The organism is Pseudomonas sp. LB3P31 (assembly GCF_054897945.1).
In genome coordinates, this window is sequence record NZ_CM142710.1 from 2,918,234 (window position 1) to 2,936,802 (window position 18,569).

At 62.6% G+C, this 18,569-nt stretch carries 20 protein-coding genes; all 20 read left to right on the top strand.

Annotation, left to right across the window (positions count from 1 at the left end; genetic code table 11):
• The first annotated feature begins 232 nt into the window (after nucleotides 1-232).
• Genes ACYZTK_RS13220 through ACYZTK_RS13315 form a run of 20 tightly spaced genes read left to right on the top strand, consistent with a single transcriptional unit; the run spans nucleotide 233 to nucleotide 18,336 of the window.
• Nucleotides 233-958, top strand: a complete 726-nt coding sequence (locus ACYZTK_RS13220) for a beta-ketoacyl synthase chain length factor (protein ID WP_462010307.1) — start codon at nucleotides 233-235, stop codon at nucleotides 956-958.
• The gene (locus tag ACYZTK_RS13225) at nucleotides 934-1,743 is read left to right on the top strand and encodes a lysophospholipid acyltransferase family protein (RefSeq protein ID WP_462010308.1); all 810 of its coding nucleotides are present in this window, start codon (nucleotides 934-936) and stop codon (nucleotides 1,741-1,743) included. Before ACYZTK_RS13220 ends, ACYZTK_RS13225 begins: the two co-directional genes overlap by 25 nt.
• The gene (locus tag ACYZTK_RS13230) at nucleotides 1,724-1,984 is read left to right on the top strand and encodes a phosphopantetheine-binding protein (RefSeq protein WP_462010309.1); all 261 of its coding nucleotides are present in this window, start codon (nucleotides 1,724-1,726) and stop codon (nucleotides 1,982-1,984) included. Before ACYZTK_RS13225 ends, ACYZTK_RS13230 begins: the two co-directional genes overlap by 20 nt.
• 9 nt (nucleotides 1,985-1,993) lie before the next feature.
• Nucleotides 1,994-2,248: an acyl carrier protein gene (locus tag ACYZTK_RS13235; protein WP_007992314.1), complete on the top strand. Its 255-nt coding sequence runs from the start codon at nucleotides 1,994-1,996 to the stop codon at nucleotides 2,246-2,248.
• Complete coding sequence (locus tag ACYZTK_RS13240; RefSeq protein WP_462010310.1) at nucleotides 2,245-2,790, top strand: COG4648 family protein; 546 nt, start codon at nucleotides 2,245-2,247, stop codon at nucleotides 2,788-2,790. The genes ACYZTK_RS13235 and ACYZTK_RS13240 overlap by 4 nt, the downstream gene beginning before the upstream one ends.
• Complete coding sequence (locus ACYZTK_RS13245) at nucleotides 2,787-4,469, top strand: AMP-binding protein (RefSeq protein WP_462010311.1); 1,683 nt, start codon at nucleotides 2,787-2,789, stop codon at nucleotides 4,467-4,469. The genes ACYZTK_RS13240 and ACYZTK_RS13245 overlap by 4 nt, the downstream gene beginning before the upstream one ends.
• Nucleotides 4,462-5,196, top strand: coding sequence for a glycosyltransferase family 2 protein (locus tag ACYZTK_RS13250; protein WP_462010312.1), 735 nt, complete (start codon nucleotides 4,462-4,464; stop codon nucleotides 5,194-5,196). The genes ACYZTK_RS13245 and ACYZTK_RS13250 overlap by 8 nt, the downstream gene beginning before the upstream one ends.
• Complete coding sequence (locus tag ACYZTK_RS13255; protein WP_462010313.1) at nucleotides 5,193-6,140, top strand: LpxL/LpxP family acyltransferase; 948 nt, start codon at nucleotides 5,193-5,195, stop codon at nucleotides 6,138-6,140. The genes ACYZTK_RS13250 and ACYZTK_RS13255 overlap by 4 nt, the downstream gene beginning before the upstream one ends.
• On the top strand, nucleotides 6,121-7,665 hold the full coding sequence (locus tag ACYZTK_RS13260; protein ID WP_462010314.1) for an HAL/PAL/TAL family ammonia-lyase: 1,545 nt from the start codon (nucleotides 6,121-6,123) through the stop codon (nucleotides 7,663-7,665). The genes ACYZTK_RS13255 and ACYZTK_RS13260 overlap by 20 nt, the downstream gene beginning before the upstream one ends.
• Nucleotides 7,658-8,083 (top strand): acyl-CoA thioesterase, encoded by a 426-nt coding sequence (locus ACYZTK_RS13265; RefSeq protein WP_462010315.1) that lies wholly within the window; start codon nucleotides 7,658-7,660, stop codon nucleotides 8,081-8,083. The genes ACYZTK_RS13260 and ACYZTK_RS13265 overlap by 8 nt, the downstream gene beginning before the upstream one ends.
• Nucleotides 8,080-8,691, top strand: coding sequence for an outer membrane lipoprotein carrier protein LolA (locus ACYZTK_RS13270; RefSeq protein WP_462010316.1), 612 nt, complete (start codon nucleotides 8,080-8,082; stop codon nucleotides 8,689-8,691). Before ACYZTK_RS13265 ends, ACYZTK_RS13270 begins: the two co-directional genes overlap by 4 nt.
• Nucleotides 8,675-11,017 (top strand): MMPL family transporter, encoded by a 2,343-nt coding sequence (locus ACYZTK_RS13275; protein WP_462010317.1) that lies wholly within the window; start codon nucleotides 8,675-8,677, stop codon nucleotides 11,015-11,017. The genes ACYZTK_RS13270 and ACYZTK_RS13275 overlap by 17 nt, the downstream gene beginning before the upstream one ends.
• Nucleotides 11,014-12,174, top strand: coding sequence for a cation:proton antiporter (locus ACYZTK_RS13280; RefSeq protein WP_462010318.1), 1,161 nt, complete (start codon nucleotides 11,014-11,016; stop codon nucleotides 12,172-12,174). Before ACYZTK_RS13275 ends, ACYZTK_RS13280 begins: the two co-directional genes overlap by 4 nt.
• The gene (locus tag ACYZTK_RS13285) at nucleotides 12,161-13,408 is read left to right on the top strand and encodes an NAD(P)/FAD-dependent oxidoreductase (protein ID WP_462010319.1); all 1,248 of its coding nucleotides are present in this window, start codon (nucleotides 12,161-12,163) and stop codon (nucleotides 13,406-13,408) included. Before ACYZTK_RS13280 ends, ACYZTK_RS13285 begins: the two co-directional genes overlap by 14 nt.
• Nucleotides 13,405-14,130 (top strand): class I SAM-dependent methyltransferase, encoded by a 726-nt coding sequence (locus ACYZTK_RS13290; RefSeq protein ID WP_462010320.1) that lies wholly within the window; start codon nucleotides 13,405-13,407, stop codon nucleotides 14,128-14,130. Before ACYZTK_RS13285 ends, ACYZTK_RS13290 begins: the two co-directional genes overlap by 4 nt.
• A complete protein-coding gene (locus tag ACYZTK_RS13295; RefSeq protein WP_462010321.1) occupies nucleotides 14,130-14,735 on the top strand; it encodes a hypothetical protein in 606 nt (201 codons plus the stop codon). The genes ACYZTK_RS13290 and ACYZTK_RS13295 overlap by 1 nt, the downstream gene beginning before the upstream one ends.
• Complete coding sequence (locus ACYZTK_RS13300) at nucleotides 14,732-15,928, top strand: beta-ketoacyl-[acyl-carrier-protein] synthase family protein (RefSeq protein ID WP_462010322.1); 1,197 nt, start codon at nucleotides 14,732-14,734, stop codon at nucleotides 15,926-15,928. Before ACYZTK_RS13295 ends, ACYZTK_RS13300 begins: the two co-directional genes overlap by 4 nt.
• Nucleotides 15,925-16,389, top strand: coding sequence for a hotdog family protein (locus ACYZTK_RS13305; RefSeq protein ID WP_462010323.1), 465 nt, complete (start codon nucleotides 15,925-15,927; stop codon nucleotides 16,387-16,389). The genes ACYZTK_RS13300 and ACYZTK_RS13305 overlap by 4 nt, the downstream gene beginning before the upstream one ends.
• Nucleotides 16,382-17,110, top strand: coding sequence for a 3-oxoacyl-ACP reductase FabG (gene fabG, locus ACYZTK_RS13310; RefSeq protein ID WP_462010324.1), 729 nt, complete (start codon nucleotides 16,382-16,384; stop codon nucleotides 17,108-17,110). Before ACYZTK_RS13305 ends, fabG begins: the two co-directional genes overlap by 8 nt.
• Nucleotides 17,110-18,336, top strand: coding sequence for a beta-ketoacyl-ACP synthase (locus ACYZTK_RS13315; protein WP_462010325.1), 1,227 nt, complete (start codon nucleotides 17,110-17,112; stop codon nucleotides 18,334-18,336). The genes fabG and ACYZTK_RS13315 overlap by 1 nt, the downstream gene beginning before the upstream one ends.
• Nucleotides 18,337-18,569 lie beyond the last annotated feature (233 nt).

An 18,569-nucleotide genomic window follows, 5' to 3' on the forward strand; every position in this document is an offset into this window, starting at 1 on the left:
AGGCAGAGTGGCCGGATCGAGCCGACAGACAGGCTTACCCAGATGTGGATAATGGCCGAATGATATCCACGTACGAACCAGCCAGTACATTTTCCCTGAGCAAAATGTAACCAGCATTTGCTACCCACTGGCTGCACCGGGATAATGCGCGCCACCTGGCGCTTGACGCCGCGCCATGTTTGTCGCTGGTTTCGTGACTCACCGCGTCAAAAAAGCCCTCAGGGCGGGATGAATGTCTGTGATCAATTTCAACATCGCCCAATGGCGCGCATGGGCCCCTGGGCTCGAAAGCGTGGACGATTGGCAGGCCTGGAGTCGCCAACCGGTAGTGCTTCAGGCAAGCGATGCGGCCCCGGACGTCTCATTTTTGCCCGCCATGCAGCGCCGCCGGCTCAGCCGCCTCGCCCGCATGGCTTTCAGTGTTGGCTGGCCACTGGCCGATGGTCGACACGACCTGCCACTGGTCTTTATTTCCCGCCACGGCGAAACACCGCGCACCTTCGACATTCTAAGTGACCTGGCCGCCGACCAGCCGCTATCACCGACCCAATTCAGCCTGTCGGTACACAACGCGATCATTGGCCTGTGGTCGATCATGCGCGGTGAGACCAGCGAAATGACCGCCCTGGCGGCAGCCGGCGACGGACTTGAACACGGCATGCTTGAGGCTGTGGCACTGATCGACGAAGGCGCGCCCGCCGTGCTGCTGGTGATTACTGAAGAAACGCCGCCGCAAGCCTATTCACAGTGGATTGACGACGTGCCATTCCCCTATGCACTGGGTCTGCTGATCACACCCGGCAACGATTGGCAGCTGTCCCTGAACAGTGCGGCGGATACATTGTCCAAATCTCACTGGCCCCATGCCCTGAATCTCTTGCGTACCCTGCTCGGCCAGCAGACTACCTGCCAACATGCCTGGAAAAATCGTGTATGGACCTGGCAACGCAACCTTTGACCGAAAAGAGCCGCGACGCCTATTACTGGCGCCTGCTGGCAACCGCCGCGAGCTTTACCCTTTTCGGGTTGGGCGGGCTGTGCCTGCGTTTAGTGGTGTTCCCGGTGCTTGCCTGTCTGCCGGGTGACTCACAGGTCCACCGGCTGCGCGCGCGGCAAACAGTCAGCCGCTGCTTCTGGTTTTTCGTGCGTTTCATGGCTCGGGCGGGGGTGCTGACCTACGACATCCAGGGCGCGGAAAAACTCGGTCGACCGGGGCAGATGATTATTGCCAATCACCCGTCGCTGATCGACGTGGTGTTCCTGATCGGCCTGGTGCGTCATGCCAATTGCGTGGTCAAGCAAAGCCTGTGGGAAAACCCCTTCACTCGCGGCCCGCTGCGCAGCACCGAATACATCAGCAACGATGGCAGCATGGATATGCTTGACGCTGCCGCTGACGCCCTGAAAAGTGGCCAGACACTGATCATATTTCCCGAAGGCACGCGCACTCAGCCTGGCGAATCGCCGGCCTTTCATCGGGGGGCTGCGGCAATTGCCCTGCGGGGTGCGAAAATCCTCACCCCGGTGACCATCAAGGTCAGTCCCACGACCCTGACCAAGGCCGAACCCTGGTATCGGATCCCCAAGCGCCGCGTGCACTTCAGTTTCCACGTGGGGGCCGATATAGACCCACAGGTCTTTGCCGCGTGTGGCCCGGCCCCGCAAGCCTCGCGCAAGCTCAACGATTATTTGCATTCCTACTACATCAAGGAGCTCGCCGAAGATGAGCGATCTACACCGTGAAATCAAACAACTGATCATCGACGCCCTGGGCCTTGAGGACATCAGCGTGCAAGACATCGGCGACGACCAGACCCTGTTCGGCGAAGGCCTGGGCCTGGATTCGGTCGATGCCCTGGAACTCGGCCTGGCGGTCCAGAAGAAATACGGCATCAAGATCGACGCTGACGCCAAAGACACGCGCAATCATTTCAGCAACGTGGCGAGCCTTGCGGCGTTCGTTACTGCAAAACAGGCAGCTTGAGACCGGACCATGCAAACTCGTGACGACATTTTCAACACCTTGCGCGATGCCTTGGTCGAACTCTTCGAGCTGGACCCCGAGCGCGTCAGCCTCGAATCCAACCTGTACCAGGACCTGGAAATCGACAGCATCGACGCAGTCGACCTGATCGATCACATCAAACGTCAGACCGGCAAGAAAATCGCCGCCGAGGAGTTCAAATCGGTGCGTACCGTCAGTGACGTGGTTGAGGCGGTCTACCGCCTGGTTCAACCGGCGGCATGAGGCGACTGATCGGCCTCGGCCTGCTACTGGCGGGCCTGCTGTACCCCTTCGCGGTGTATTTCGGCATGGAACACTTCGCCCCCTGGCAATTCGGCCTGCTGCTGGGAAGCTTGTGGCTGGCGCGAGCGCTGCTTGGCCCGCGCAAGCCCGGCAGCCAGTGGATGGCCGTGAGCGCGATCATTTTTTGCCTGCTGCTGGCGCTGTTCGACAGCCCGCTGTTGCTGCGCTGGTACCCGGTGCTGATCAGCGCGTTCATGCTCGGATTGTTTGGCCTGAGCCTGATCTACGGTCCGCCGATGGTCGAGCGCCTGGCGCGCTTGCGTGAACCACGCCTGCCGGCCAAGGCCATCGTCTACACCCGCCAGGTGACCATTGCCTGGAGTGTGTTTTTTCTCTGTAACGGCCTGCTTGCGACTGCCCTGACACTTTGGGCGCCGCTGAGTTGGTGGATGTTGTACACCGGCCTGATCTCCTATGGATTGATGGGCCTGATGTTTGCCATTGAATGGCTGATACGACAACGGGTACGAGGCCACCCATGAACTGGATAAAACTTGAGCATCTGTTGCTCAAGGCCCAGCCAGAGCGCGCCGTGACGGCCGCGCCGCCGCTGAACCATGCGCAGCTGTGCGAACGCGCGCTGACGCTGGCTGCCGGCCTTGAAAACCAGGGAGTGCGGCGCATCGCCGTGCACCTGGAAGACGCCGCGGATCTGGCAATCGCCCTACTGGGCGCCTGGCGCGCTGGCGTCAGTGTGCTGCTACCGGCCGATCTGCAACCCGGCACTCGCCAGCGCTGGTCCACGCACGTCGACCTGTGGCTGACCGACCTGGCCGACGACGCTCAGCTGAACGACTACCGCACCGCGCCGTTGAGCGCCATCGAGCTCAACCTCGATCTGTGTCACCTGAGCCTGTGCACCTCCGGTTCCAGCGGCGAACCCAAGCGCATCGACAAGACCCTGCGCCAGCTGGCCGATGAAGTTCAGGCACTGGAGACCCTATGGGGCGCCGACCTCGGCGCAGCCTGCATCATCGGCAGCGTCGCCACCCAGCACATCTACGGATTGCTGTTTCGGGTGCTGTGGCCGCTGTGTGCCGGTCGGCCGTTCGTACGCAAGCAGCTGGCTTTCCCGGAAGACCTGCAGCGTGCCAGCCGCGAGTATCCGGCGTTCGCCTGGGTCGCCAGCCCGGCGTTGCTCAAGCGCATGGGTGACAATCTCGACTGGCCGGCCTTGAGCGCCGTACGTCGGGTGTTTTCATCCGGCGGCGCGTTGCCGGTCGAAGCCGCGCAGAGCCTGCATCGGCGCCTGCATCAATGGCCAACGGAAATCCTCGGCAGCTCGGAAACCGGCGGCATTGCCTGGCGCCAGGCCGACGAGCTGTGGCAGCCGTTTGCCGATGTCGAACTGACCCTGGACAGTGACGGCGCGTTGCTCATCGCTTCGCCCTACCTGCCACCGGGCCATATCGAACACACCGCGGATGCTGCGTTGATCGCCGCCGACGGTCGATTCGAGCTGCTGGGCCGGCTGGACCGGATCGTCAAACTGGAAGAAAAACGTATCTCGCTACCGTTGCTCGAACAGGCGTTGAGTACACATGCCTGGGTCGCCGAAGCGCGCCTCGGCGTGATCCAGGAAAACCGCGCTTCGCTAGGCGCCTTGCTGGTGCTAAGCGCGGGCGGGTTGCACGCGTTGCGCAATCAGGGCCGACGCAGCGTCACCGAAGCGCTGCGCAAGCATCTTGGTGAGCATTGCGAAAGCCTGGCGCTACCGCGACGCTGGCGGCTGCTGCGACAACTGCCGCTGAACACCCAAGGCAAGCTGCCTCAAGCTGAGGTCGACGCCTTGCTGCTGGCGCCGCGGCCAAAGTTGCCGGAGGTGTTGGAGCAAGTCCAGACCGATGGCGAGTGGAGCCTGCAGCTCGCAGTGCCGCCGGACCTCGCGTACTTCAGCGGTCATTTCCCCAAGGCACCGGTGTTGCCCGGCGTGGTGCAGGTTGATTGGGCCCTCGCCCTCGGCCAGCAATTGATGAACCTGCCGGAGAAATTCGCCGGCATGGAAGTGCTGAAATTCCAGCAACTGGTACGCCCCGGCGATCAGGTCCAGCTGCATCTGCGCTTTGACCCGGTGCGCAGCAAGTTGTACTTCGCCTATCGCAATGAAACTGCGACCTGCTCAAGTGGACGGATTGTGCTGGAGGCCGCGAGCGATGCATAACCCTTGCGCGATCATCCCGGTCTACAACCACGAGACCGCGATCACCACCGTGGTCGAGGCGGTGCTTGGTAGCGGTCTGCCCTGCATTCTGGTGGACGACGCCAGCGCCCCCTCGTGTGCAAAAGTGCTCGACCAGTTGGCCCTGCGTGAAAACGTGTTCCTTATCCGACTGGCCGCCAATCAGGGCAAGGGCGGCGCAGTCATGACCGGCCTGCGTGAAGCCGCGCGCCTGGGGTTCAGTCATGCCCTGCAAGTAGACGCCGATGGCCAGCACGACTTGCAGGACATTGGCACCTTCATCGAGCAATCACGCGCGCATCCCGCGGCGGTAATCTGCGGTTATCCGCAATACGATGCCAGCGTACCCAAAGGCCGCCTGTACGCCCGTTACCTGACGCACGTGATGGTCTGGATCAACACCCTGTCACTGCAGATCCGCGACTCGATGTGTGGCTTTCGCGTATATCCCCTGCCGCCAACATTGGCGTTGATCGACTCGGCGAGAATCGGCAAGCGCATGGACTTCGACTCCGACATCCTCGTGCGCCTGGCCTGGCGCAATCAGCCGATGCAGTGGCTGCCCACCAGGGTTCATTATCCACTGGATGGCGTTTCACATTTTCGCCTGTTCCACGACAACGTGCTGATTTCGAGCATGCACACCCGGCTATTCTTCGGCATGTTGCTGCGGGCGCCGGTGATTCTCTGGCAGCGGTGGCGAACATGAGCAGCAATACCAACAAGGAGCACTGGGCCGACCGCGAGGAACGCGGCAGTTTCTGGCTGATGAAGCTCACCGCATTCGGTGCCCGAGTGTTGGGTCGGCGCCTGTTGAGCCCGCTGTTGTACGGGATCGTCCTGTACTTTTTCCTCTTCGGTCGAAGCGCTCGCCGCAGCGCCTGGCAATATCAGCAACGACTCGCGGACTGGAGCGCTCGCGGCGATTTGCGCCCGACCCATTGGCGGGTGTTCGGCCAGTTCATGGCATTTGCCGATTCGATGCTCGACAAGCTCGACGTCTGGAACGGTAAGCTGAGCATCGAACAGATCGAAATCATCGACCCGGCCCTGCTGCGCGCTCAATTGCGCGGCACTCGCGGGCAGATGCTCGTGGGCGCACACCTGGGTAATCTCGAGGTGTGCCGCGCATTGGCGGAAATTGGCGAAAAGGTCACCATGAACGTGCTGGTGCACACCAAGCACGCCGAGCAGTTCAACCGCTTGCTGGGAGAAGCCGGCGCGACCAACCTGCGCCTGATTCAAGTCAGCGAGCTGGACCCGGTGATCATGCTGCAGCTGCACGAGCGCCTGGAGCGGGGCGAATGGCTGGCGATTGCCGGCGACCGAGTGCCGCTGCATGGCGGGCGCAGCGTCACGGTCGACTTCCTCGGCCATCAGGCCGCATTCCCTCAGGGACCCTGGCTGCTGGCTGGCTTGCTCAAATGCCCAGTCAACCTGATGCTGTGCCTGAAGAAGCCCACGGGCGATTATCGACTGACCCTCGAACCGTTCGCCGAGGCCGTGGTCTGGAAGCGTAGCGATCGCGAACAGGTCATTCATCAGTGGGCGACCCGCTACGCCGAACGCCTGGGTCACTATTGCCTTGAAGCGCCTCAACAATGGTTCAACTTTTACCCTTTCTGGAAGACCGATGACGACGCCAACGCTTGAGCCGGTAACCTTCGGCGAACTCCCGCTGCGTATCGAGGACGTGCTGGCCCTGGCCAACCGTCAGGTGCCCATGCAATTGCAGGGCGACGCCGACTTTCGCCAGCGCATCGCCAAGGGCGCGCAGTTCCTCGACTCGCTGCTGGACAAGGAAGGGGTGATTTATGGCGTGACCACCGGCTATGGCGACTCCTGCGTGGTCGCGGTACCGCTGCATCACGTCGAGGCGCTGCCGCGTCATCTGTACACGTTCCACGGTTGTGGCCTGGGCAAGCTGCTCGACGCCCAGGCGACCCGCGCCGTGCTCGCTGCGCGTCTGCAGTCGCTGTGCCAGGGCGTCTCCGGAGTACGCGTGGAACTGCTGGAACGCCTCCAGGCCTTTCTCGAACACGACATCCTGCCGCTGATACCGGAAGAAGGTTCGGTGGGCGCCAGCGGCGACCTGACTCCGCTGTCGTACGTCGCCGCGACCTTGTCCGGCGAGCGCGAAGTGATGTTCCGTGGCGACCGCCGACCCGCCGCTGAAGTGCATCGCGAACTTGGCTGGGAGCCATTGGTGCTCAGGCCCAAGGAAGCCCTGGCGCTGATGAACGGAACCGCCGTCATGACCGGCCTGGCCTGCCTGGCCTACGCGCGCGCCGACTATCTGCTGCAGCTGGCCACCCGCATCACCGCGATGAACGTGGTGGCACTGCAGGGCAATCCGGAACATTTCGACGAGCGCCTGTTCGCCGCCAAACCACACCCGGGGCAGATGCAGGTCGCCGCGTGGCTGCGCAAGGACCTGGCGATAGACGCACCCACCGCGCCGCTGCATCGCCTGCAAGACCGCTATTCCCTGCGTTGTGCGCCCCACGTCCTCGGCGTGCTGGCCGACAGCCTGAACTGGTTGCGCTCGTTCATCGAGATCGAACTCAACAGTGCCAACGACAACCCGATCATCGATGCCGAAGCCGAGCGTGTGCTGCACGGCGGGCATTTCTACGGCGGGCACATCGCGTTCGCCATGGACAGCCTCAAGACCCTGGTCGCCAACGTCGCTGACCTGCTCGATCGGCAGCTCGCGCTGCTGGTAGACGAGCGCTACAACCATGGCTTGCCGAGCAATCTGTCCGGCGCCACGGCAGACCGGGCGATGCTCAATCACGGCTTCAAGGCGGTGCAGATCGGCACCAGCGCCTGGACCGCCGAAGCCTTGAAAAACACCATGCCGGCCAGTGTCTTTTCCCGGTCGACCGAGTGCCATAATCAGGACAAGGTAAGCATGGGCACCATCGCTGCACGGGATGCCATCCGCGTGCTTGAGCTCACCGAACAGGTGGCCGCCGCCACGCTGCTGGCCGCCAACCAGGGCGTTTGGCTGCGCAGCAAAGCCGTGGACGCACGCCCATTGCCACCGGCCCTCGCCGCCATGCACACGGCGCTGGGCGAGGACTTTCCGCCAGTCATCGAAGACCGGGCCCTGGAGAGCGAGTTGCGCCTGTGCCTCAAGCGTATCGCCGAACAACACTGGAGGCTGCATGCGTAGCAAGGGCGTGCTTCATACAGATACGGAAATCCTCGTGCCGTTCTTTGACGTCGACACCATGAACGTCGTCTGGCACGGCCACTACGTCAAATACCTCGAGGTCGCCCGCTGTGCGCTGCTGGACCGGATCGGCCACAACTACACCGCCATGGTGGAGTCGGGATACGCCTGGCCGGTGATCGACCTGCAGCTGCGCTATGTGCGCGGCGCAGTGTTCGGGCAGAAGCTCAACGTGCGCGCCAATCTGGTGGAATGGGAGAACCGATTGAAGATCAACTACCTGATCAGCGATCTGGCAACCGGCGAACGCCTGACCCGCGCCGTGTCGGTACAGGTCGCCGTCGACATGAGCAACCGCGAGATGCAGCTCGCTTCACCCAAGGTATTTACCGACGCAGTGGCAAAGGTGCTGGCATGAACGTGTGCACGACTTTCGGCAAATTTTTGCTGGCCGGCATCCTGGTACTGGGTTCCTCGCTGGCGCAGGCTTTTGATCTGCAACAGCTCAGCGAGCAACTGGCCAAGCCTGATGTGATCCACGGCAGCTTCATCCAGGAAAAACACCTGCGTGCCCTGCCCCAGCCGTTGACCAGCAAAGGCACCTTCGTCCTGGCGAAACATAACGGGCTGCTGTGGCTGCTGAAAACGCCGCTGCAACAGGATTACCGGATCACCGCCAAGGGCATCGCCCGGCGGGATGCCAATGGCTGGCAAATGCTCCCGGGCAAGAGTGCCGGGGCCGAGCAGAACCGCCTGTTTCTCGCGGTGCTGCAAGGCGACAGCAGCGGGCTGCAACGGGACTTTGAGCTATCGCTCAGTGGCGACGCACAGGACTGGAAACTGACCCTGATCCCGCGCTCGATGCTGCTCAAGCAGGTGTTCAACCAGATCAATATCACCGGGGCCGAGTTGGTGCGCAGCATCGAACTGCTGGAAACCCAGGGCGACAGCACCCTTCTGCGCATGCAGGACAGCACGAGCGCACAACCGTTGAGCGTCGCGGAGCAACATGACTTTGCCGAGTGAACGCAGGCTGCCGCAGATTTTCCTGATCCTGCTGGTGCTGGTGCTGGCGCTTGCCGGCTGGCAATGGCGCGACGGCCCGCCGCTGTCGGCCAACCTGATGGAACTGGTGCCGGGTACCGCACCGGACGCACTGGAGTTGCGCGCCGAACAGCGCATGCAGGAGCCGTTGAACCGCGAGATGCTGGTGCTGGTCGGCCACACCGATCGCCAGCAGGCGGTGTCCATGGCGCAGAAACTCGCCGAGCAATGGCAGGCCAGCGGACTGTTCGAAAAGGTCCAATGGAGCCTGCAAGCCGACTTGCCAGCGCTGCGCACGCAGCTGCTGCAGGGGCGCTTGGCGATGCTCTCGAGCGAGGATCGCCAGCTACTGATCGAGCACCCCGATGCGTTCATCCAGCAGCGCGTGCAAGCGCTGTTCGACCCCTTCACCGGCTTCAGCCTGGTACCGAGCCAGGAAGACTGGTTGGGTTTGACCGGGCGCATCCAGAACAGCCAGCCGCAGCACGGCGCCGTACAACTGGACATAGGCAGCGGCGCGCTGGTCGCCGATGCCGACGGCAAGAGCTGGGTGTTACTGCGCGCGCGCACCACCGGCAATGCATTCGACATGAAGCTGCCGCTGCAGGTTGCCGACCTGCTCGAAAGCAGCCGCGCCGAAGCTGCCCAGGCCAAGGTGCAACTGCTGGCGGCCAGCGGGCTGCTGTACGCGGCTAACGGCCAGCAACAAGCCACCCGCGAAATGACCTGGGTCGGCGGTGGCGCCACCATTGGGATTCTCTTACTGCTGCTTCTGGCTTTCCGGCGCTGGCGGGTGTTGCTCGCCTTTGTCCCGGTGCTGGTGGGCATGCTCTTTGGTGCGGTGGCGTGCGTCGCCTTGTTCGGCCATATGCACGTGATGACGCTGGTGCTCGGTTCAAGCCTGATCGGAGTCGCAGTCGACTACCCGCTGCATTACCTGTCCAAAAGCTGGAGCCTGAAACCCTGGCGCAGTTGGCCAGCCCTGCGCCTCACGCTCCCCGGCCTGACGCTGAGCCTGATCACCAGTTGCATCGGCTACCTCGCCCTGGCCTGGACGCCGTTTCCAGCGCTGACCCAGATCGCCGTGTTCTCCGCAGCCGGCCTGGTCGGCGCCTACCTGTCCGCTGTGTGTCTGCTGCCGGCGCTGCTCAAGGGCGTGGATTTGCGCCCAGCGCAATGGCCGCTGAGTGTTTGCGAAAACTTGCTGCATTGCCGTGAAGCGCTGCTCAAGCGGGCGAGCACGCCGATGTTGCTGGCGCTGCTGATCGCCTTTTGCGTAGCAGGCTTGCTGCAACTCGACAGCAAAAACGATATTCGCCAATGGGTCGGCGCCCCGCAGCAACTGACGGACGAAGCACAGACCATCGCGCGCATCACCGGTTATCAGCCCACCAGCCAGTTTTTTCTGGTGCGGGCGACGGATCAACAGCAACTGCTGGAACGCCAGACTGCCCTGAGCGAACGCCTGGACCAGCTGGTGAACCTGGACAAACTCCAGGGCTATCTGTCCCTCAACCAACTGGTCGGCCCGCCCGACGAGCAGCGCCAGGTGCGCGACGCAATGAGCAAGCTGGCGCAATTCTGGCAGCCGTTGCTCGACCTCGGGGTTCCAGTCGCCGCTCTGCAAACCGAGCTTCAAACCTTGCGCGCGTTGCCGATCCAGGACATCGACTCGGCACTGCTCGGCCCCTTGGCAGAACCCTACCGCCCGTTGTGGCTCGGCTCGACCGAGGACGGCGGCGTAGCGGCCATGGTCAGCTTGCAAGGGTTAAATAATCCGTCGTTGCTGCAGGTTCAAGCGCTGGACCTGCCGGGTGTCGAACTGGTCGATCGCCTGGGCGAATTGAACAGTGTGTTTGCCGCGACCCAGATCAGTGCCGCCGAATTAAAACTGGGCTCCTGTGTGCTGATCGTACTGGTGCTGATCCTGCCGTTCGGTCTCGGTGGCGCATTGCGCATCGTCACTCTGCCGCTGCTGGCCGCACTGTGCAGCCTGGCCAGCCTGGGCTGGCTGGGGCAGCCGCTGACATTGTTCAGTCTGTTCGGCCTGCTGCTGGTCACCGCCATCAGCGTCGATTACGCGATCCTCATGCGCGAGCAGGTCGGCGGTGCCGCAGTGAGCCTGCTGGGCACCTTGCTCGCGGCGCTCACCACCTGGCTGTCGTTCGGTTTGCTGGCGGTATCGAGCACTCCGGCGGTAAGTAATTTCGGCCTGTCGGTGAGCCTGGGCCTGGCGTTCAGTTTCATGCTCGCACCTTGGGCAGGACGCCAACGCCATGCGACTCCGGTAGCGGAGTCGGTCGTATGATGATCGCCCTGTTCTGGCTTATGGCCCTGGCCTTGTTTGCGCTGGCCACCCACGTGGGGCGCCGCTTCGGCCTGATCCCGATCGTCAGCCAGTTGCTGCTGGCGACCGTTGGCTTGCCGCTGCTGATGTATTTCTGGGTCGAACCGGGCTGGCAGCTGAGCGGCGCCCAACTGATCTCGCCCACTTGGCTGAAAAACCTCTACAGCCTCAGTTTCGCCTTGTTGCTGGGACACATTCTCAGCGACGTGATAGACCTGCGTCTCGATCGCCAAAGCCTGAAAATTGCCCTGCCGAGTTTCTGCATCCCCTTCGCCTGCGGGCTGGCTACTGCGGTGTGGCTATTGCCGGCGCAACCGTGGATCAGTTCGCTGGCAGTCGGTTTGCTGTTCGCCATCACCGCGATTCCGGTGCTGTACCTGTACCTGCGCCATATCAACTACCCGAGCGCAGCTACCCGGCGCCTGGTGCAGACCGCCATCCTTATCGACCTGACATGCTGGACCCTGTTTGCCATCGCCCAGGGCAGCCTGCACCTGAGCAGCCTGCTGCTGCCACTTGCGGGGGCCTGCCTGCCGTTGCTGCTGAGCCTGCTCGGCATGCGCAAACCGCTGCTGCACAGTGGGTGTTTCTTCGCGCTGCTGGTGGTTGCCGAGCACTTCAAGCTCAATGCGCTGATACTGGGCATCGGTTACCTGTTGTGCATGGCGGCCCTGAAAGTGCCATTGGTGCTACCGCTGCCCGCAGTGTGGATGAATCGATTGCAGACCGGCGTCGCGATTCCGTTGATCCTCACGTTCGGCATCGTGCAGATCGATGTCCATAGCGCCATGGCCGACCTCGGCTGGGTGCAGCTGGCAGCGCTGCTGTTATTACCGATCGCCAGCAAGTTGCTGGGCAACTGGCTGGGCCTGGGTTGGGCCGGTGCGTCGTTCGAAGGCGCCAGCCGCTGGCGGGAAAGTGTCCTGCTGAATATTCGCGGGCTGAGCGAGATCGTCTTTCTCAACCTGCTGCTGCAACAACAGCTCATCAGCCCGGCGCTGTACTTTGCGCTGATGCTGATGGGCCTGATCGCGACACTGCTGCCGGCGCTGGTCGGCATGCACCGAATTCCCATGAATATCGCCGCCCCGGCAAGGAACCCCCATGCCAATAGTTGAAATGGAACGTAGCCAGGTGGTTGTCATTGGCGCAGGCCCTTCTGGAGCCATCGCCGCCGCCCTGTTGAAACGCAAAGGGCATGATGTGCTGATGATCGAGCGCCAGCATTTCCCGAGATTTTCCATCGGTGAAAGCCTGTTGTCCCACTGCCTGGATTTCGTCGAGGAAGCGGGCATGCTCGAGGCGGTCAACGCCGCCGGCTTCCAGCTGAAAACCGGCGCTGCCTTCGCCTGGGGCGAGCAGTACAGCGCGTTCGATTTTGGCGACACTTTCAGCAACGGCAAGCCGACCACCTTCCAGGTCCTACGAGCCGATTTCGACAAGCTGCTGGCCGACCAGGCCGCGCTGCAAGGGGTAGAAATCCGCTACGGCGAAACCATCGTCAGCGTGGACATCGACCAGGCGAAACCGCAGCTCGGCGTGCAGCGCGAAGATGGCAGCGAGTACCGCATCGAAGCCGACTTCATGCTCGACGCCAGCGGCTACGGCCGGGTGCTGCCGCGCCTGCTCGACCTTGAGGCGCCGTCGAACTTTCCGGTACGCCAGGCGGTGTTCACCCATGTCGAGGATCACATCGACAACCCCGCCTTCGACCGCACTAAAATTCTCGTCACCACCCACCCGACCCAGCGCGATATCTGGTTCTGGACCATCCCGTTCAGCAATGGCCGGTGCTCGGTCGGCGTGGTCGCGGCAGCCGAACATTTCGCCGGTCGCGCGGACGATCTCGACGAATGCCTGCGCGGTTTCATCGCTGAAACCCCGAGCCTCTGCGGGGTGCTCGACAACGCAGTCTGGGATACTCCGGCGCGGACCATCGGCGGTTATTCGGCCAACGTCAAAAGCCTGCACGGGCCTGGCTTCGCGCTGCTGGGCAACGCGGCGGAATTTCTCGACCCGGTATTTTCCTCCGGGGTAACCATCGCCATGCGCTCGGCGAGCATGGCTGCTGCCGTTCTGCACCGCCAATTGCAGGGCGAAAGCGTCGACTGGCAAGCCGAGTTCGCCGACCCGCTCAAGCGCGGCGTCGATACCTTCCGCTGCTATGTCGAAGGCTGGTACGCCGGGACCTTCCAGGATGTGATCTACCATCCGGGCAGTTCACCGGACATTCGCCGGATGATCAGCGCGATCCTCGCCGGTTACGCCTGGGACGAGCGCAACCCGTTTGTTGCCGAACCCAAACGCCGACTGAGGATGCTGTCGGAGTTGTGCGCCAGGGATGCCACATGAGTTATTTGAGTGACAACTACGTCGAAGAAACCCGCTTCGGCTTCTGGTTCCTGCGCAGCCACACCTGGCAGCATCACGTGTTGCGGGTGGCGATCAACGACCTGCGCAGCCTGTTCAGCGAACTACCGCCGGGCAATCCAGTGCTGCTGGATGCCGGTTGCGGTCAGGGCAAGTCATTCCAGCTGTTGCACCGGACCTTTGCGCCGCAGCGCCTGACCGGCCTGGATGCCGACCCGCACAGCCTGCGCCTCAGCCGTGAAGAAGCGGCCCGCCAGTGCATCGAAGTGGAGCTGATCGGCAGTGATTGCGCGAGCATCCAGCTGCCCGACGCCAGTGTCGACCTGCTGTTTTGCCACCAGACATTCCACCACCTGGTGGAGCAGGAAAAAGCCCTGGCCGAGTTCTATCGGGTGCTCAAGCCCGGGGGGTATCTGCTGTTCGCCGAATCCACCGAGGCCTACATCGATACCTGGGTGATTCGCTGGCTGTTTCGCCATCCGATGCACGTGCAAAAAAGCGCCGGCGGATATTTGCAGATGATTCGCCAGCAGGGTTTCGAGTTTGGCCCGCAGAACGTCTCATACCCGTACCTGTGGTGGAGTCGCGCCAGGGATTTCGGCCTGCTGGAACGCCTGGGCCTGCAACGGCCGAAAGCCGTTGGCCAACGGGAAGAAACTCTGGTCAATGTGGTCGCGCGCAAACCGCTCGAAGGTGCTGTGTGATGTGTGCTCTGGTGAAAACCTGTAGGAGTGAGCCTGCTCGCGATAGCGGTGCGTCAGGCAACCTGCTTTTTGAATACACTGCCGCCATCGCGAGCAGGCTCACTCCTACAGGGGTAGCCGGTTTGATGCGATTTTTGCTGCTTGGCACGGTTCTGCTGCTGAGCGCCTGCGCCAGCCGGGCGCCGCTGCCCGAGCAAGTACCTGACCTGCCGTTGCCCTTGCAACTGCACATCCAGCGCCTGCAGGCGGACCAGCGTCTGGACTGGGTACTGGTGATCCAGCGGGAAGGGGCTGGCATTCGCTGGTCGATGATGGACCTGCTGGGCATACCCCAGGCACGGCAGAAACTGGTGGACGGCGAATGGCACGCCGACGGCCTGCTGCCACCCAACCCGGAGGCGCGGGAATTGTTTGCCGCCCTGCTGTTTGCGCTGACACCCGAAACTCAGCTGCGAGACAACTACCCGACGGCCTGGCAACACGGTGCGCAACGCTCGCTGCCCGAGCGTTGGGACGTGCGCTATGCGCAACTGCAAAATTTCGATGTGACCCTGCCCAAGGGTCCGAAGTACCAGGTCACGCCCCTGAGCGGAGACGTACCATGACCGCTTATCTGAATGCCCTCGGGGTAATCTGTGCGTTGGGTCACGGCAAGGAACAAGTCAGCCGTAACCTGTTCGCCGGCGACTGTTCGGGGATGCGTGACGAAGCTGGCTGGGTCGTCGATCGCACATTGCCCGTGGCGGCAGTGAGGGGTGAACTCCCAGCGATTCCCGCCGAGCTGGCGGAGCAAGCCAGTCGCAATAATCAGCTGCTGCTGGACGCCGCCCTGCAGATCCGCGAGGACATCGACCAGGCCATCCAACAGTACGGACACAACCGTATTGCCGTAGTCTTGGGCACCAGCACTTCCGGCATAGACGAAGCGAGCCGTGGCCTGGCCCATTACATCCGCGAAGACGCGTTTCCTGCTGACTACAACTATCAGCAGCAGGAACTCGGTGCCCCCGCGAACTTCCTCGCCGACTGGTTGCAATTGAGCGGCCCGGCCTATGTGATTTCCACCGCGTGCACCTCAAGTGCCCGAGCCCTGATGAGTGCCCAGCGCCTGTTGAACATGGGATTGTGCGACGCGGTGCTGTGCGGCGGAGTCGACAGCCTGTGCAAGCTGACTCTCAACGGATTCTCCGCGCTGGAAGCGGTGTCCGGCCAGCGCTGTAATCCGTTTTCAGTCAATCGCAACGGCATCAACATCGGCGAAGCGGCCGTGCTGTTCCTGATGACCCGCGAGACCGGCAACGGCGCGTCGATTGCCCTGCTGGGCAGCGGCGCCAGTTCTGATGCGCACCATATCTCGGCACCAGAACCCACCGGCCGAGGCGCCCTGCAAGCCATGCGCAAGGCGCTGGATCGCGCGAGCCTGCAACCAGGGCAGATTGCCTACCTGAACCTGCACGGCACCGCCACCCAGCACAACGACTCGATGGAAAGCCTGGCGGTGACAACACTATTCCCGGCGGGCGTGCCTTGCTCTTCGACCAAACCGCTGACCGGCCACACCCTCGGCGCCGCTGGTGCCCTGGAAGCGGCGTTCTGCTGGTTGAGCCTGAGCCCGGCCAATCAGCAACACGCCTTGCCACCGCATGTCTGGGATGACCAGCCCGACCCCGAACTGCCCACGCTGCAATGGGTGACCACGGCCGATCGCCTGTCGTCCATTGCACCCCGCTACCTGATGAGCAATTCCTTTGCCTTTGGTGGCAACAACGTCAGCCTGATAATCGGAGACGCACCATGATCGACTGGCCGCTCGCCGAACTGCTGCCGCACGCTGGCGACATGATCCTGATCGAGCAGATCCTGTCGTTCGATGAGGAACAGATCCATACCCGCCTGACCGTCAGGCCCGACGGGTTGTTCAGTCGCCCCGACGGCAGCTTGCCGGCCTGGGTCGGCGTTGAGCTGATGGCCCAGAGCGTCGCCGCCTATGCGGGTTGTCATGCCCGCCAGCGCGGCGATGCGGTCGAGCTGGGGTTCCTGCTCGGCACGCGCAAATTCGAATGCAACGTCGAGCACTTTCCGGTGGGTACCGAACTGACCATCCACGGGCTGCGCTCGCTGGAAGATGACAACGGCATGGGCGTATTCGAGTGCCATATCAATGCCCCCGGCATCCACGCCACCGCTCGTCTGAACGTGTTTCGTCCGCCTCAGGCCGCGCAATATCTTGATGAATCGAAGGAGTCCAGTCATGACTGAATCCGTACTGGTCACCGGCTCCAGCCGTGGCATCGGCCGCGCCATCGCCTTGCGCCTGGCCCAGGCAGGGCACGACATAGTGCTGCATTGTCGCAGTGGCTTGGCGGAAGCCGGCGCGGTGCAGGCTGAAATCGAGGCCCTGGGGCGCAACGCCCGCATCCTGCAGTTCGATGTGTCCGACCGCGCCAGCTGCAAGACCCTCCTCGAAGCCGATGTAGAGACCCACGGCGCCTATTACGGCGTGGTGCTCAATGCCGGGCTGACCCGCGACGGTGCATTTCCGGCGCTGAGCGAGGATGATTGGGATGTGGTGATGCGCACCAACCTCGACGGTTTCTACAACGTGCTGCATCCGGTGATGATGCCGATGATCCGCCGTCGCGCGGCCGGGCGAATTGTCTGCATCACCTCGGTGTCCGGGTTGATCGGCAACCGTGGCCAGGTCAACTACAGCGCCTCCAAGGCGGGCTTGATCGGCGCGGCGAAAGCCCTGGCAATCGAGCTGGGTAAACGCAAGATCACCGTCAACTGTGTCGCGCCCGGCCTGATCGACACGGCAATGCTCGATGAAAACGTGCCGGTGGAAGAACTGATGAAAATGATCCCTGCACAACGCATGGGCACCCCGCAAGAGGTGGCCGGCGCGGTGAATTTCTTGATGTCGGCGGAAGCGTCGTACATCACCCGCCAGGTTCTGGCTGTCAACGGAGGCCTGTGCTGATGAAGCGCGTCGTCGTCACCGGCATGGCCGGCATTACCTCTTTGGGCAGCGATTGGGAGACCATCGCTGGCAACTTCGCGGCCAACCGCAGCGGCATCCGCCGGATGGACGAGTGGGATCGGTTTACCGAGCTCAACACGCGCCTGGCCGGGCCGATCGATGACTTCAAGGTGCCGAGCCACTGGACCCGCAAGCAGCTGCGCAGCATGGGCCGGGTGTCGCGTCTGGCCGTCGGTGCCGCGGAACAGGCGCTGGCCGATGCCGGTTTGCTCGGCGACGAGTCGATCAAGGACGGACGCATGGGCGTCGCTTGTGGCTCGTCCACCGGCAGCACGGACGAGATCAAGGCGTTCGGCAACATGCTGCTTAACTCGGTGGCCGAGGGCTTGAACGCCAACTCCTATGTGCGCATGATGCCGCACACCACAGCGGCCAATATCAGCATTTTCTTCGGCCTGACCGGACGCCTGATCCCCACCTCCAGCGCCTGCACCAGCGGCAGCCAGGGCATCGGCTACGCCTACGAATCGATCAAGTTCGGCCGCCTGCCACTGATGCTTGCCGGCGGTGCCGAAGAGCTGTGTCCTACCGAAGCCATGGTGTTCGACGCGCTCTACGCCACCAGCCTGAAGAACGATGCCCCGCAGTCCACTCCACGGCCCTACGACAAAAACCGCGATGGCCTGGTGATCGGCGAAGGGGGCGGCATGCTGGTGCTTGAGGAGCTGGAACACGCACTGGCGCGCGGCGCGCGCATTCATGCCGAGCTGGTCGGTTTCGGCAGCAATGCCGACGGTCAGCACACCACCCGGCCGGAGCAGGTCACCATGCGCCGGGCCATGGAGCTGGCACTGGAAGATGCCGGCTTGCAACCCGCTGACATCGGCTACGTCAACGGCCACGGCACCGCGACGGAACAGGGTGACATCGCCGAAACCCTGGCGACCAGCGCGCTGTTTGGCGAACACATGCCAATCAGCTCGCAGAAGAGCTTCCTCGGCCATACCCTTGGCGCCTGTGGCGCACTGGAGTCCTGGTTCAGCATCGAAATGATGAACCGCGACCTGTATGCCCACACCTTCAATCTAGACGAAGTCGACCCGCACTGCGGCAAGCTGGATTACCTGCGCGGCGAGTTCCGGCAGATGAGTAATCAGTATGTGATGAACAATAATTTTGCGTTTGGCGGGGTGAATACTTCGTTGATTTTTCGGCGGTGGTCTTGAGCGGCTGGTAACGAGTCAAGATCAAAAGATCGCAGCCTTCGGCAGCTCCTACACGGGATCAGTGTTCACCCCAAATTTGGCGGTGCGTCCAAGGGTCTGGTGTTCACCCCGTATTTGGCATTTCGTACATGGGGCTGGTGTTCACCCCGTATTCGGCATTTCGTACATGGGGCTGGTGTTCACCCCGTATTTGGCATTTCGTACATGGGGCTGGTGTTCACCCCGTATTTGGC